This window comes from Streptomyces blattellae (assembly GCF_009709555.1).
Taxonomy (GTDB): domain Bacteria; phylum Actinomycetota; class Actinomycetes; order Streptomycetales; family Streptomycetaceae; genus Streptomyces; species Streptomyces blattellae.
Genome location: NZ_WJBG01000143.1, coordinates 1 through 13,637, shown reverse-complemented (window position 1 = coordinate 13,637; position 13,637 = coordinate 1). Strand labels below are relative to the sequence as shown.

General features: G+C 70.0%; 12 protein-coding genes and 1 pseudogene. 6 read left to right on the top strand and 7 right to left on the bottom strand.

Annotated features, from left to right (window positions below; genetic code table 11):
* From GFH49_RS15565 to GFH49_RS15545, 5 genes and pseudogenes are all read right to left on the bottom strand, one after another.
* Positions 1-758 (bottom strand): NuoI/complex I 23 kDa subunit family protein (locus GFH49_RS15565; RefSeq protein ID WP_230396311.1); only part of this gene is annotated, 758 nt, incomplete at its 3' end.
* A 2-nt stretch (positions 759-760) separates the two neighbouring features.
* A complete protein-coding gene (locus GFH49_RS15560; protein WP_155056480.1) occupies positions 761-1,729 on the bottom strand; it encodes a complex I subunit 1/NuoH family protein in 969 nt (322 codons plus the stop codon).
* Positions 1,726-3,438: an NADH-quinone oxidoreductase subunit C gene (locus tag GFH49_RS15555; RefSeq protein ID WP_521969755.1), complete on the bottom strand. Its 1,713-nt coding sequence runs from the start codon at positions 3,436-3,438 to the stop codon at positions 1,726-1,728. The genes GFH49_RS15560 and GFH49_RS15555 overlap by 4 nt, the downstream gene beginning before the upstream one ends.
* Positions 3,426-3,788 (bottom strand): annotated as a pseudogene (locus GFH49_RS41820) (NADH-quinone oxidoreductase subunit B); the annotation flags it as partial. The gene GFH49_RS15555 and the pseudogene GFH49_RS41820, both read right to left, overlap by 13 nt.
* A 68-nt stretch (positions 3,789-3,856) precedes the next feature.
* Positions 3,857-4,252, bottom strand: coding sequence for an NADH-quinone oxidoreductase subunit A (locus GFH49_RS15545; protein WP_230396310.1), 396 nt, complete (start codon positions 4,250-4,252; stop codon positions 3,857-3,859).
* 196 nt (positions 4,253-4,448) lie between these two features.
* On the opposite strand from GFH49_RS15545, the gene abrC1 reads away from it, so the two are divergent.
* The 5 genes from abrC1 (at position 4,449) to GFH49_RS15520 (ending at position 11,573) form a co-directional block, all read left to right on the top strand.
* A complete protein-coding gene (abrC1, locus tag GFH49_RS15540; RefSeq protein WP_155056476.1) occupies positions 4,449-5,672 on the top strand; it encodes a sensor histidine kinase AbrC1 in 1,224 nt (407 codons plus the stop codon).
* 135 nt (positions 5,673-5,807) lie between these two features.
* A complete protein-coding gene (gene abrC2 / locus GFH49_RS15535) occupies positions 5,808-7,202 on the top strand; it encodes a sensor histidine kinase AbrC2 (RefSeq protein WP_155056475.1) in 1,395 nt (464 codons plus the stop codon).
* Positions 7,203-7,685: 483 nt separating this feature from the next.
* A complete protein-coding gene (gene abrC3, locus GFH49_RS15530) occupies positions 7,686-8,345 on the top strand; it encodes a response regulator AbrC3 (RefSeq protein ID WP_328288279.1) in 660 nt (219 codons plus the stop codon).
* Between the two features lie 227 nt (positions 8,346-8,572).
* Positions 8,573-10,501 (top strand): 2-oxoacid:acceptor oxidoreductase subunit alpha, encoded by a 1,929-nt coding sequence (locus GFH49_RS15525; RefSeq protein WP_155056473.1) that lies wholly within the window; start codon positions 8,573-8,575, stop codon positions 10,499-10,501.
* Complete coding sequence (locus tag GFH49_RS15520) at positions 10,494-11,573, top strand: 2-oxoacid:ferredoxin oxidoreductase subunit beta (RefSeq protein ID WP_155056472.1); 1,080 nt, start codon at positions 10,494-10,496, stop codon at positions 11,571-11,573. Before GFH49_RS15525 ends, GFH49_RS15520 begins: the two co-directional genes overlap by 8 nt.
* Before the next feature lie 129 nt (positions 11,574-11,702).
* On the opposite strand, the gene GFH49_RS15515 is transcribed toward GFH49_RS15520, so the two are convergent.
* A complete protein-coding gene (locus GFH49_RS15515) occupies positions 11,703-11,891 on the bottom strand; it encodes a hypothetical protein (protein WP_155056471.1) in 189 nt (62 codons plus the stop codon).
* A gap of 178 nt (positions 11,892-12,069) precedes the next feature.
* A complete protein-coding gene (locus GFH49_RS15510) occupies positions 12,070-12,294 on the bottom strand; it encodes a DUF6082 family protein (RefSeq protein ID WP_155056470.1) in 225 nt (74 codons plus the stop codon).
* Between the two features lie 63 nt (positions 12,295-12,357).
* On the opposite strand from GFH49_RS15510, the gene GFH49_RS15505 reads away from it, so the two are divergent.
* Positions 12,358-13,610, top strand: a protein-coding gene (locus GFH49_RS15505) for an IS3 family transposase (RefSeq protein ID WP_230396121.1) whose coding sequence is annotated in 2 segments (ribosomal slippage) — positions 12,358-12,640 and positions 12,640-13,610 — 1,254 coding nt in all. Because the reading frame shifts where the segments join, the coding sequence is not laid out codon by codon here.
* Positions 13,611-13,637 lie beyond the last annotated feature (27 nt).

The window sequence follows — 13,637 nt, the reverse complement described above, 5'->3', positions numbered from 1 at the left end:
TCCGATGGCCTGACCTGCGGGTCGGTGGGCCTGGCCTGCGGATCGGCGGCCCCCGGGTCGGTGTGCTTGGCCGGTGGGGTGGCGTCGGGGGTGTCGTTGGGGGCGGTGGACGACTTGGGGGCTGCCTGCTGGGTCGCGCCGGGCGGGTCCTCGGACGCGGAGGTCGACGGGGCCCCAGGCCGACCGGCGGCACCGGGATCGCGCTCTGCGGTGGAGGCCGTTTCGGCCTGTGCCGTGGCGAGCTTCTCGGCGGTTTTGCGGGCCGCGGCGATTTCCTTGGGCTCCTCGGCGGCGGGGTCGAGGGCAGGTGGGGCGGGGACCGTCCACATCCACTCGCGGAGCTTGTCGCGTTCGTGGGTGAGGTCGCGGATGTCGGTCTCGGCGTACTCGAACTCCGGGGACCAGAACAGGGCGTCGAAAGGACAGACCTCGATACAGATACCGCAGTACATGCAGAGGGCGAAGTCGATGGCGAAGCGGTCGAGGACGTTGCGGCTGCGCTCGCGGCCGCCGGGGGCCGCGGGCGGGACCGTCTCCTTGTGGGAATCGATGTAGATGCACCAGTCCGGGCATTCGCGGGCGCACAGCATGCAGACCGTGCAGTTCTCCTCGAACAGGCCGATGACGCCGCGGGTGCGGGGCGGCAGATCGGGCTGGGCGTCCGGGTACTGATCGGTGACGGACTTCCTCGTCATCGTGCGGAGGGTGACGGCGAGGCCCTTGGCGAGGCCGGACCCAGGAATCGACGGGCGGGGCATGGCTACTGGATCACCACCTTCACGATGCCGGTGAGGGCGATCTGGGCGAGGGAGAGGGGGACGAGGAGGGTCCAGGAGAGCTTCTGGAGCTGGTCCTCGCGCAGGCGGGGATAGGTCACGCGGAGCCAGATCACGATGAAGGCGAGGACGGCCGTCTTCAGCAGGGTCCAGACCCAGCCGAGGCCGTCGGCGCCCCAGGGACCGTGCCAGCCGCCCAGGAAGAGGACGGTGGTCAGACCGCACAGGACGACGATTCCGGCGTACTCGGCGAGGAGGAAGAGGGCGAAGCGGAGGCCGGTGTACTCGGTGTAGGCGCCGAAGATGATCTCCGAGTCGGCGACCGGCATGTCGAACGGGGGGCGCTGCAGTTCGGCCAGCCCCGCCACGAAGAAGACGATCGCGCCGACGATCTGCCAGGGCAGCCACCACCACTCGAAGGCGTCGAGGATGCCGGGCAGTGAGACCGTGCCGGCCGCCATGGCGACGGAGGCGGCGGTGAGCAGCATCGGGAGTTCGTACGCGAGGAGTTGGGCGGCGGTGCGCAGGCCGCCGAGGAGGGAGAACTTGTTGGCGGAGGCCCAGCCGGCCATGAGCGAGCCGAGGACGCCTACGCCCATCACCGCGAGGACGAAGAAGATGCCCGCGTCGATGACCTCGCCGACCGCGCCCTCGCCCGGGCCGATGGGGATGGCGAGGAGGACCAGGAGGTACGGGAGGAGGGCTACGGCGGGGGCGAGCTGGAAGATACGGCGGTCCGCGCCGGCCGGGACGACGTCTTCCTTCTGCGCGAACTTCACTCCGTCCGCGACTAGTTGGGCCCAGCCGTGGAAGCCACCGGCGTACATGGGGCCGAGGCGGCCCTGCATATGGGCCATGACCTTGTGCTCCGTCTGGCCGATGATCAGGGGGAAGGTGAGGAAGACGGCGAAGACGATCAGGAGTCGCAGGGTGACGTCGAGCACGTCGTTCACTGCGGGCCTCCCGCGGGGTCTTCAGGGTCCGGGGGCTCGGGGGTCGAGCCTTCGCGGTTCGGGGGTTCGGGAGTCGAGCCCTCGGGGTCCGGGGGCTCGGGAGTCGAGCCTTCGGGGTCCGGGCTTTCCTGACTGACGTCCGCGTTCTCGTCGCCGGGATCCCGGGTGGCCTCGCCGGACCGCTCCGCCCCCTTCGGCTCGGGTTCGTCGAAGGCGGGGCGGGCGTGGTGCCAGGGGGCATCCGCGCTGCGGGGAGCCACGGGCGGCTTAGCGGGGGCGGAGTCCGCCGCGCCCTCCGGCGTCCCCACGTCCCCCGGCGTCCCCGTGCCCTCCGGCGTTTCCCCACCCTCCGGCGTTTCCCCACCCTCCGGCGTCCCCGTGCCCTCATCCATCGCCTCCCCCTCCGGCTCCGGCGTCGCTGCCTGCGTGCGCTGCGAGGCCGAGCCCTCGCTCACGCTCCGCGAGCGACGCGGTCGGGCCGGAGGAGCCGGAGAACCCGAAGCGGCCGGAGAACCCGAAGCGGCCGGAGAACCCGAAGCGGCCGGGGAAACCGGAGAGTCCGAGGCGGCCGGGGAAACCGGAGAGTCCGGGGAAGCCGAAGCAGCGGGCGGAGCTGGTGCAGTCGACGGAGCCGAGGGTGTGTCCTCCGCCGGCGGCGAGCTGCCCGCCGGCGTCCCGGTGCTACCCGACGGCGTCGCGGGCTGGCTCGCTGAGCCCTCCGACGCCGTACGGGTGCGGCGTACGGGGCGGTCGCCTGGGCCCGTGCGGGCGGCTCGGGCAGGGCGCTCGCCGGTGCCGCGCGCTGCGGCAGCCCGGGCGGGTCGGGCGGGGGCGGGCGGGAGTTGGCCTTTGAGGGGGCCCCATTCGTTGGGGTCGGGGACGCCCGGGGGGAGCATCTGGCGGCGTTTGGGGCCGCCGTGCTCGGACTCGCCCGGTTCCTTCGCGCCCGGCCAGGCCTTGACGACGCGGGAGGCCAAGACGAAGTCCTTGCGGAGGGGGTGGCCCTCGAAGGTCTCCGGCAGGAGGAGGTGGTCCAGGGCCGGGTGGCCCTCGAAGTGGACGCCGAACATTTCGTGGGTCTCGCGTTCGTGCCAGGCGGCGCCCGCGTACACGCCGATGGCGGTGGGCAGGGCGGGGGCCTCGTGCGGGACGGTCGTACGGAGCAGCAGGCGTCGTACCGGCGAGAGGGCGGCGACATGGGCCGCGACGCGGAAACCCGTGCCGGGTTCGTCGACGGCGCTGAGCCAGTCGAAATAGGTGCAGCCCAGCTCGTCGCGGGCGGTCCGCAGGGCCGTGGTCCAGGCCGACGCCGGAACGTCGACGGTCAGGACCTCGTACGACTCCTCGGCCGTGGCCTCCGGGCCGAAGAGCTCCTCGGTGGGGGCGGGCAGCCAGCCGACGGCGCCGGTCATCGGGACTCCCCCGTAGCGCCGTCCGTGGTGCCGTCCGTGGTGCCGTCCGTGGTGCCGTCCGCAGCGCCGTGCCCGGGGGTACGGCCATCGCCATCCGCGTCCTTCGCGGCACCGCGCTCCACCGCGGACGCCCCAGGCCCCCGGGACGCCCCAGGCCCCCGCACCAGCCCGCTCTGCAGCGCCGCCGCCGACGGACGCCCGGCGGGAGTTCCGTACCGCTCCCCCAGCGACTCCCGGGCGATCTTCTCCTGGAGCTTGATGATCCCCTGGAGCAGCGCCTCGGGCCTGGGCGGGCAACCCGGCACGTACACATCCACGGGGATGATCTGGTCGACGCCCTTGGTGACGGAGTACGAGTCCCAGTACGGGCCGCCGCAGTTGCTGCACGCGCCGAAGGAGATGACGTACTTGGGCTCGGGCATCTGCTCGTACAGGCGCTTGACGGCGGGGGCCATCTTGTCGGTGACCGTGCCGGAGACGACCATCAGGTCGGCCTGGCGCGGACCGGGGGCGAACGGGATCACGCCGAGCCGGATGAAGTCGTGGCGGGCCATCGACGCGGCGATGAACTCGATCGCACAGCAGGCGAGGCCGAAGTTGAAGACCCAGAGCGAGTAGCGGCGGCCCCAGTTCAGGACGACCTTCATCGGCTCGGGGGCGAGGCGGGCGAGGGCGCCCAGCCGTTTCGGCTCCGGCAGCAGCACGGGATCGGGGGTCACGTCCATGCCAGGACGCCCTTCTTGTAGGCGTACAGCAGGCCCACGGCCAGGAAGCCGAGGAACAGGAACATCTCCACCAGCGTCGCCGCGCCGTAGCCGGGCGCGGCGAAGACCGTCGCCCACGGGAACAGGAAGATCGAGTCGACGGCGAAGATGACGTACAGGAAGGCGTAGACGTAGTAGCGGACCTGGGTGTGGGCCCAGCCCTCGCCGACGGGGTCGACTCCGCACTCGTACGTCAGGAGCTTCTCGGGGGTGGGGACCACGGGCCGCAGCAGGCGTCCGGCGCCGAAGGCGACGGCGACGAACAGCACGCCGATGACGGCGAGCAGCCCCACAACCGAGTATGACTGGAAGTAGTCCGCCGCGACGACGACGGTCGAATCGCGCACGTCCGTCCTCACTCCCTGACCTCGTGACCCACGTGAACCCTGCGTTCGACGATCTGTACGCACGGGAGTCTAGGCCCTGATAAAGCGACGGTAAGCGGGCCGTCACGCCTTGGTCCACAGGGGTGGGGTTTTCCCCCGGGTATCCCGGCGGCCGACCTCATGGCGCGGCGGCCCGTCGCGCGGCACGCTAGCCCATATGACCGCACGCACAGCCGACACCGGCATGACCCGTCACCACGCCGCGGCTCCGGATGCCGAGCGCCTGCCACCGGCCCGCTTCGCCTTTCATCCGCAGACCTGGAAGGAGATCGTGCATCTCCTGCTGAACCTTCCGGTCGCGCTGTTCGGGTTCGTCTACGCCGTCGCCGTGCTGTGGCTCGGCACCGGGCTGAGCATCACGGTGATCGGCCTGCCGTTGCTCGCGCTCGGTCTGATGGGGGCGCGGCAGCTGGGCAAGCTGGAACGCAAGCGGGCCAGGGCGTTGCTCAGGGTGCGGGTGGACGAGCCGAGTCCGCTGCGGATCCGCGGCCGGGGCGGCTTCTTCCGGCGGCTGTGGATGGCGCTGAAGGACCCGGTGGGCTGGCGCACGGTGCTGTACGACTTCATCCGGCTGCCCTGGGGCATCCTCACCTTCACCGTCACGCTGGTCTCGCTGTTCGTGCTGTGGCCGGTGCTGCCGTTCATCGCGCGGGGGCTGACCAACGCGGACCGGGGGATGGTGCGCGGGCTGCTGTCGCCCTCGGACGAGCTGGAGCGCCGTATCGCCGAACTGGAGTCGGACCGCGGGGTCGTGGTCGACACGGCCGCCGCCGACCTGCGGCGCATCGAGCGCGATCTGCACGACGGGGCGCAGGCGCGGCTGGTCAATCTGGCCATGGGGCTGGGCCTGGCCAAGGAGAAGCTGCTGGAGGACCCGGACTACGCGGCGGCGATGGTCGAGGAGGCGCACGGCGAGGTGAAGCTGGCGCTCCAGGAGCTGCGCGACCTCGCCCGCGGGATCCACCCCGCCGTCCTGACCGACCGGGGCCTGGACGCGGCGCTCTCCTCCGTCGCCTCGCGCTGCACCGTGCCCGTGAAGGTGACGGCAGACCTGGACGCCAGGCCGGTCGCGGCGATCGAGGGCATCGCCTACTTCACCGTCTCCGAGTTGCTGCAGAACATCAGCAAGCACAGTGGGGCGCGGACCGCGTCGGTCGACGTGTGGCGGTCGGCGGACCGGCTGCTGATCCAGGTGTGGGACGACGGGCGCGGGGGCGCGAGCCTCGACGGCGGCACCGGTATGCGGGGCCTGGCCGAGCGGCTGGACGCCGTGGACGGCCTGTTCATCGTCGACTCACCGGCCGGCGGCCCGACGACCGTGACGGCCGAGCTGCCGTGGCGGGACCGCGCGCCGGCGGACCGTCAGCAGAGCCGGGGGTAGGGAAAACCCCCCGTCCAAGAGGCCGACGGACTCCATGGTCCGCGGACCTGCGGCAGAGCAGTGTGGGGGTACGGCGGCACAGCCGCGGTACGACAACGAGCAGGTCGAGTAGGCCGAGCAGAACGGACGACGCCGATGGCCACGGATTACGGACAGGGCTACGCCCAGGGCGACAGCGGGCTCGGACATCCCGCCGGACATCCTGCTGACTACCCCGCCGAGTACCCCGCCGACACCCGGCGGCGCCGGCTGCCGGCGGGGCTGCGGGCGCCGTTCGAGGCACGTAGCTGGCGCGAGTTCGCATATGTGCTGCTCAGCCTGCCGATCAGCATCCTGCTCTTCGTCTACTCCGTGACGATGGTGGCGCTGGGCGCGGGCCTGCTGGTCACCTTCCTCGGGATTCCGGTGCTGGCGGCGGGGCTCGCCGGGTGCCGGGGGTTCGGGTCGCTGGAGCGGGCACGGGCGCGGGGGCTGCTGCGGCTCGACGTGGCCGCGCCCGAGCCGCTGCGGATACGGAAGACCGGCGCGATGGGCTGGATAGGGGCCGTACTCAAGAGCGGCTCGTCGTGGCGGGCGCTGCTGTACTCGGTGCTGCATCTGCCCTGGGCGGTGTTCTCCTTCGTCGTCGCCGTGAACGTGTGGGCGTACGGCTGGGCGCTGCTGACGTATCCGCTGTGGTTCTGGCTCTTCCCGGTGTACGGCGGTCAGGACGGACTGCAGCTGTACGGCGACGAGACCCACCGCGTCTACCTCGACAACCCCTTCGAGATCACCGTCTCGGCACTGGTGGGGCTGTTGTTCACGCTGGCCACGCCCTGGATCGTACGGGCGCTGACCACGGTGGACCGGCTGCTGGTGCACGGGCTGCTCGGGCCGTCGCGGCTGGCGACACGGGTCGTGGAGCTGGAGTCGGACCGGGGGATCGTGGTCGACACGGCGGCGGCCGACCTGCGGCGGATCGAGCGGGATCTGCACGACGGGGCGCAGGCGCGGCTGGTTGCGTTGGCCATGGATCTGGGGCTTGCGAAGGAGAAGCTCGCGGAGGATCCGCAGGCCGCGGCGCGGATGGTGGACGAGGCGCACGGTGAGGTGAAGACGGCGCTGCAGGAGCTGCGGGATCTCGCGCGGGGGATTCATCCGGCCGTGCTGACGGACCGGGGGCTGGATGCGGCGCTGTCCGCGGTGGCGTCCCGGTGTGCGGTGCCGGTGCAGGTGGATGTCGATCTGGTGGAGCGGCCGGCGCCGGCGATCGAGGGGATCGCGTACTTCACGGTGTCGGAGCTGTTGCAGAACATCAGCAAGCATTCGCGGGCCACGTGGGCGGCGGTGGACGTGTGGCGGGTGGAGAACCGGCTGATGCTCCAGGTCGTGGACAACGGGGTGGGGGGCGCCGATGTGAGTGGGGGGTCGGGGCTTGCGGGGCTGGCGGAGCGGTTGGACGCGGTGGACGGGATCTTGGTGGTGGATTCGCCGGTGGGGGGGCCGACGCGGGTGACTGCGGAGTTGCCTTGGCGGGGGGAGCGGGTGTGAACAGGTTGTGATCAGGTGACGGGGGAAGGGCCGAGGGCTGGCCGGGGACTGGGTGGGGGTGGGGGTGGGTGGGGGTGGGTGGGGGTGGGTGGGGGTGGGTTACGCAGCCGCGGCGCCGTTGTAGCCGGGCGGGGGTGGGTTACGCAGCCGCGGCGCGGTTGCGGATGGGGTGGGGTGGGGTGGGGTGGGGTGGGGTGGGGTGGATCGTGCAGCCCGGCGTCGGCGAGGTGCCGCCTGCGCCCACCCGTGCCGCCCCAGGCGGGACGAATGCCCGCAGCTCGGGTGCAGCTGGGCGGAGCCGTCGGTCGGCCGCCTTCCCTCCGCCGCCTCTTCCCTCCGCCGCCTCTTCCCTCCGCCACCTCTTCCCTCCTCCACCTCCCCCATTTCCGCCGCTCGGGCGCGGTCGCGGGCGTTTGCTGGGATGCTGGGGGTCTTGGTGGGCGCTGTCGGGCTGTGGGGGGCCGAAGGATCGTGGAGGACAGGGTGCGTGTGGTCATCGCCGAGGACTCGGTGCTGCTCCGGGAGGGGCTGACTCGGCTGTTGACCGACCGGGGTCATGAGGTCGTGGCCGGGGTGGGCGACGGGGACGCGCTGATCAAGACGATCGGTGAGCTGGACGCGGCCGGATCGCTGCCCGACGTGGTCGTGGCCGACGTACGGATGCCGCCGACGCACACCGATGAAGGCGTTCGTGCGGCCGTGCAGTTGCGCAAGGCGCATCCCGGACTGGGCGTGCTCGTGTTGTCGCAGTATGTGGAGGAGCGGTACGCCACCGAACTGCTGGCCGGTTCCAGCCACGGGGTCGGGTATCTGCTCAAGGACCGGGTAGCCGAGGTGCGTGAGTTCGTGGACGCGGTGGTCCGGGTGGCCGAGGGCGGCACCGCCCTGGACCCGGAGGTCGTCGCACAGCTGCTCGGCCGTTCCCGTAAGCAGGACGTGCTCACGGGACTCACCCCACGGGAGCGGGAGGTCCTGGGCCTGATGGCCGAGGGGCGGACCAACTCCGCGATCGCCCGGCAGCTCGTGGTGAGCGACGGCGCCGTCGAGAAGCACGTCAGCAACATCTTCCTGAAGCTCGGCCTGTCCCCGAGCGACGGCGACCACCGGCGCGTTCTCGCCGTACTGACCTACCTGAACTCCTGAGGACCTGACACCGTGTCAGTCGTACAGGGGGGTCGGACGGGCGAGACCCGAGTGCGAAGCGCCACAGGGCGGGAAATCATGACAAGTCAGGGCGGCGAATCGTCTCAAAGCTGTGTCCATCATGCGAATGGCCGAGGGAAGGCGACCCTTACGGACGTAGGGTTGAACTGGGAAGGGTCTGCGGGAAGGCCGTTCCCGGACAGCCGCCTCAAGGGAGGTCCAGTTCAGTGACCAGCCAGGTCAGCAGCCCAGCGGAGCAGGCCGACGAAGCCGTCGTGGGAGAGCAGCGCAAACCGGCAGGAGAGAAGGACATCCGCCGGCTGGACAGAGTGATCATTCGGTTCGCCGGGGACTCGGGTGACGGTATGCAGCTCACCGGAGACCGCTTCACCTCGGAGACGGCGTCCTTCGGCAACGATCTGTCGACGCTGCCGAACTTCCCCGCCGAGATCCGCGCGCCCGCAGGAACCCTGCCGGGCGTTTCGTCTTTCCAGGTGCACTTCGCCGACCACGACATCCTGACCCCGGGCGACGCGCCGAACGTGCTGGTCGCGATGAACCCGGCCGCCCTGAAGGCGAACATCGCCGATCTGCCGCGCGGCGCGGAGATCATCGTCAACACGGACGAGTTCACCAAACGGGCGATGCAGAAGGTCGGCTATGCCGCGAGCCCCCTGGAGGACGGTTCGCTCGACGGCTACGGCCTCCATCCGGTGCCGCTGACGACGCTCACCGTCGAGGCGCTCAAGGAGTTCGACCTCACCCGCAAGGAGGCCGAGCGCAGCAAGAACATGTTCGCCCTCGGCCTGCTGAGCTGGATGTACCACCGGCCCACCGACGGCACCGAGAAGTTCCTCACCGCCAAGTTCGCCAAGAAGCCCGACATCGCGGCCGCCAACATCGCCGCGTTCCGCGCGGGCTGGAACTTCGGCGAGACGACCGAGGACTTCGCCGTCTCCTACGAAGTGGCCCCGGCCGCGAAGGCCTTCCCGGTCGGCACCTACCGCAACATCTCCGGGAACCTGGCCCTGTCCTACGGACTGGTCGCCGCGTCCCGTCAGGCGGACCTGCCGCTGTTCCTGGGCTCGTACCCGATCACCCCGGCCTCGGACATCCTGCACGAGCTGAGCAAGCACAAGAACTTCGGCGTACGGACCTTCCAGGCCGAGGACGAGATCGCGGGCATCGGCGCCGCCCTCGGCGCGGCCTTCGGCGGTGCGCTGGCCGTCACCACCACGTCCGGTCCCGGTGTGGCGCTGAAGTCCGAGACCATCGGGCTCGCGGTCTCCCTGGAGCTGCCGCTGCTCGTGATCGACATCCAGCGCGGCGGCCCGTCCACCGGTCTGCCGACCAAGACCGAGCAGGCCGACCTGCTGCAGGCCATGTTCGGCCGCAACGGCGAGGCCCCGGTCCCGATCATCGCCCCGCAGACGCCGGCCGACTGCTTCGCCGCCGCACTGGAGGCGGCCCGTATCGCGCTGGCGTACCGCACGCCGGTGATGCTGCTGTCCGACGGCTACCTGGCCAACGGCTCGGAGCCCTGGCGCATCCCCGACATCGACGACCTCCCCGACCTGCGGGTGCAGTTCGCGCAGGGCCCGAACCACACCCTTCAGGACGGCAGCGAGGTCTTCTGGCCGTACAAGCGCGATCCGCAGACCCTCGCCCGGCCGTGGGCGATCCCGGGCACACCGGGCCTGGAGCACCGCATCGGCGGCATCGAGAAGCAGGACGGCACGGGCAACATCTCCTACGACCCCGCCAACCACGACTTCATGGTCCGCACCCGGCAGGCGAAGATCGACGGCATCGACGTGCCGGAACTGGCGGTCGACGACCCGGACGGCGCGCGGACGCTGGTGCTGGGCTGGGGCTCGACGTACGGGCCGATCACCGCGGCGGTACGGCGGCTGCGCCGGGCCGGGGAGTCCATCGCGCAGGCCCATCTGCGGCACCTCAACCCCTTCCCGCGGAACCTCGGCGCGGTGCTGGAGCGTTACGAGAAGGTGGTCGTGCCCGAGATGAACCTCGGTCAGCTCGCCACGCTGATCCGGGCGAAGTACCTGGTCGACGCGCACAGCTACAACCAGGTCAACGGCATGCCGTTCAAGGCCGAACAGCTCGCCACGGCTCTCAAGGAGGCCCTCGATGGCTGAGACGTCCACGGAAGGCACGGGCACGATCGAGGCGCTTTCGCTCGTTCCCAAGGCCGAGGCCCGCCAGTCCATGAAGGACTTCAAGTCCGACCAGGAAGTGCGCTGGTGCCCCGGCTGCGGTGACTACGCGATCCTCGCCGCGGTGCAGGGCTTCATGCCGGAGCTGGGCCTCGCCAAGGAGAACATCGTCTTCGTCTCGGGCATCGGCTGCTCCTCCCGCTTCCCGTACTACATGAACACGTACGGCATGCACTCCATCCACGGCCGCGCCCCCGCCATCGCGACCGGCCTGGCCGCCTCCCGCCGCGACCTGAGCGTGTGGGTCGTCACCGGCGACGGCGACGCGCTGTCCATCGGCGGCAACCACCTCATTCACGCCCTGCGCCGCAATGTGAACCTGAAGATCCTGCTGTTCAACAACCGGATCTACGGCCTCACGAAGGGCCAGTACAGCCCGACGAGCGAAGTCGGCAAGATCACGAAGTCGACGCCGATGGGCTCCCTGGACGCGCCCTTCAACCCGGTGTCCCTCGCCATCGGTGCCGAGGCGTCCTTCGTGGCCCGGACGGTGGACTCCGACCGCAAGCACCTCACCGAGGTGCTGCGCCAGGCCGCCGCCCACCCGGGCACGGCGCTGATCGAGATCTACCAGAACTGCAACATCTTCAACGACGGCGCCTTCGACGCGATCAAGGACAAGCAGCAGGCCGAGGAGGCGGTGATCCGGCTGGAGCACGGGCAGCCGATCCGCTTCGGCGCCGAGGGCTCGAAGGGCGTCGTACGGGACGAGCACACCGGCGACCTCAAGGTCGTGACCGTCACTCCGGAGAACGAGGCGCGGGTCCTGGTCCACGACGCCCACGCGACCTCGCCGACCACGGCGTTCGCCCTGTCCCGCCTCGCCGACCCGGACACCCTGCACCACACCCCCATCGGCGTCCTGCGCTCCGTAGAGCGGCCCGTCTACGACACCCAGATGGCCGACCAGCTCGACACGGCGATCGAACAGCACGGCAAAGGCGACCTGGCGACGCTGCTCGCCGGCGGCGACACGTGGACGGTCGTGGGCTGACGGGCGTGGGCTGACAGTCGTGGGCTGACGGTCGTGCGCTGACAGGTGTGGTGACGGGCGTGGGCTGACGGACAACCGGCATACGAAGGGCCCGGATGCGGCACACGGCATCCGGGCCCTGAGCGTCCGTCAGGCCTCGGGGATGTCCTTCTTGGCGCGCAGAAGGGTCTCGCGGGTGATCACGACGATGCGCTCGTAGTCGGCTCGTGAGGCATCGGCCGGCAGCTTTCCGTCCAGTTCCTCGGTCCTGTCGGTGCCGATGACCGCGAAGCTGCCGTCGCTGAGTTCCAGGATGTCCGGGCAATGGTCGCCCGACATGCTTCCTCGCTGACGGGGCGAATCCCCGAGTCGGCGGACGATACTGACTACGGGGAGATCGCTGTGCACGCGGAAGCTCTCTGTCTAGGCCCGCACAGGGTCAAGTCCAGCCCTGGAACGGGAGGTTGAACGCGGTTCCGCGAGGCTAGCAGGCTGAAGCGCACTTGCGTCGCCCCCTTCACTCGGAAGGGCCTACGACCCACCAGTCCCTGCCGTCGGCCAGCTCCTCCATCATCTCGTCCACGGCGCGGCCCACCCTCGCCTCCAGCGACCCGTGCGCCAAGGACTGGCGGGCGTCACTGGTCATGTCCCAGTACTCCTGAAAGACGGCGTTGGAGCACCACCATCGCAGATAGCCGATCAGCTCCTCCCAGTCGATGGCATCCAAGCGGTAATGCAGCACGATGGTGCTGTACTGAACCGCCCCGGCTCGAATGGAGACTCGATTTCGTGAAAGGATCGAGTCATGGCACGACCTTCCTCCTATCCGCTTGAGCTGCGCCGTCGCGCGGTGCGCATGGTCGCCGAAGTTCGCGGCGACTACCCGACCGAGTCCGCCGCGATCAAGGCCGTGGCCGAGAAACTGGGCATCGGCTCGAATGAGACGCTGCGCAAGTGGGTGCGGCAGGACCAGGTCGACTCCGGGCAGCGGCCGGGGACGACGACGGAGGAGTCCGCGCAGATCAAGGCGTTGAAGAGGGAGAACGCTGAACTCAAGCGGGCGAACGAGATCCTGAAGGCTGCGGCGAGTTTCTTCGCGGCCGAGCTCGACCGGCCACACCTGCGCTCGTAGCGTTCATCGACGAGCACCGGGACCGCTTCGGCGGTGTCGAGCCGATCTGCCGCGTGCTGTCCGAGCACGATTGCAAGATCGCCCCATCCACCTACTACGCCCACAAGAAACGACTCCAGAACCCGTCCGCGCGAACCGTGCGGGACGAGGAACTCAAGGAGCTGATCCAGGAGGTCTACACGTCCAACTTCCGTGTCTACGGGGCAAGGAAGATCTGGCGCGAGCTGAACCGCCAGGGCCACCGGGTGGCCCGCTGCACCGTCGAGCGGCTGATGCGCGAGATGGGCATCGCCGGCGCCGTGCGGGGCAAGAGAGTGATCACCACGATCCCCGACGAAACGGCCGACCGGGCACCGGACCGGGTGGACCGCAAGTTCGTCGCCGACGCACCGAACCGCTGCTGGGTCGCCGACTTCACGCATGTGGCCACGTGGGCGGGGGTCGTCTACGTCGCCTTCGTCGTGGACACCTTCTCCCGCCGCATCGTCGGCTGGTCCGCCTCCACCTCCAAAGAGACCCAACTCGTCCTGGATGCATTGGAGATGGGGCTTTGGCAGCGCGACCGTGAAGGCCGCCCCCACATCCCTGGCGAGCTGATTCATCACTCAGATGCGGGCAGCCAGTACACGTCGTTCAAGCTCGCCGAACACCTCGACGCCGCCGGCATCGCGGCCTCGATCGGCTCGGTCGGCGACGCCTACGACAACGCGCTGATGGAGTCGACGATCGGCCTGTACAAGACCGAGATCATCAAGCCCCGCCGCCCCTGGAAGACCCTGAGCGAGGTCGAGCTGGCTACCGCCGAATGGGTTGACTGGTACTGCCACCGCCGACTCCACGGTGAAATAGGCCACATCCCGCCCGTCGAATACGAGACCAACTACTACCTGGGAACCACGAAACACCAGGTCACAACAACCATCTGAGATCTCTATCGAACTCGGGGCGGTTCA

Excerpts from the sequence above, each read along its gene's own strand:
- GFH49_RS15515 (WP_155056471.1), bottom strand. The coding sequence starts at position 11,891 with ATGTCGGGCGACCATTGCCCGGACATCCTGGAACTCAGCGACGGCAGC.
- abrC2 (WP_155056475.1), top strand. The coding sequence starts at position 5,808 with ATGGCCACGGATTACGGACAGGGCTACGCCCAGGGCGACAGCGGGCTC.
- abrC1 (WP_155056476.1), top strand. The coding sequence starts at position 4,449 with ATGACCGCACGCACAGCCGACACCGGCATGACCCGTCACCACGCCGCG.
- GFH49_RS15520 (WP_155056472.1), top strand. The coding sequence starts at position 10,494 with ATGGCTGAGACGTCCACGGAAGGCACGGGCACGATCGAGGCGCTTTCG.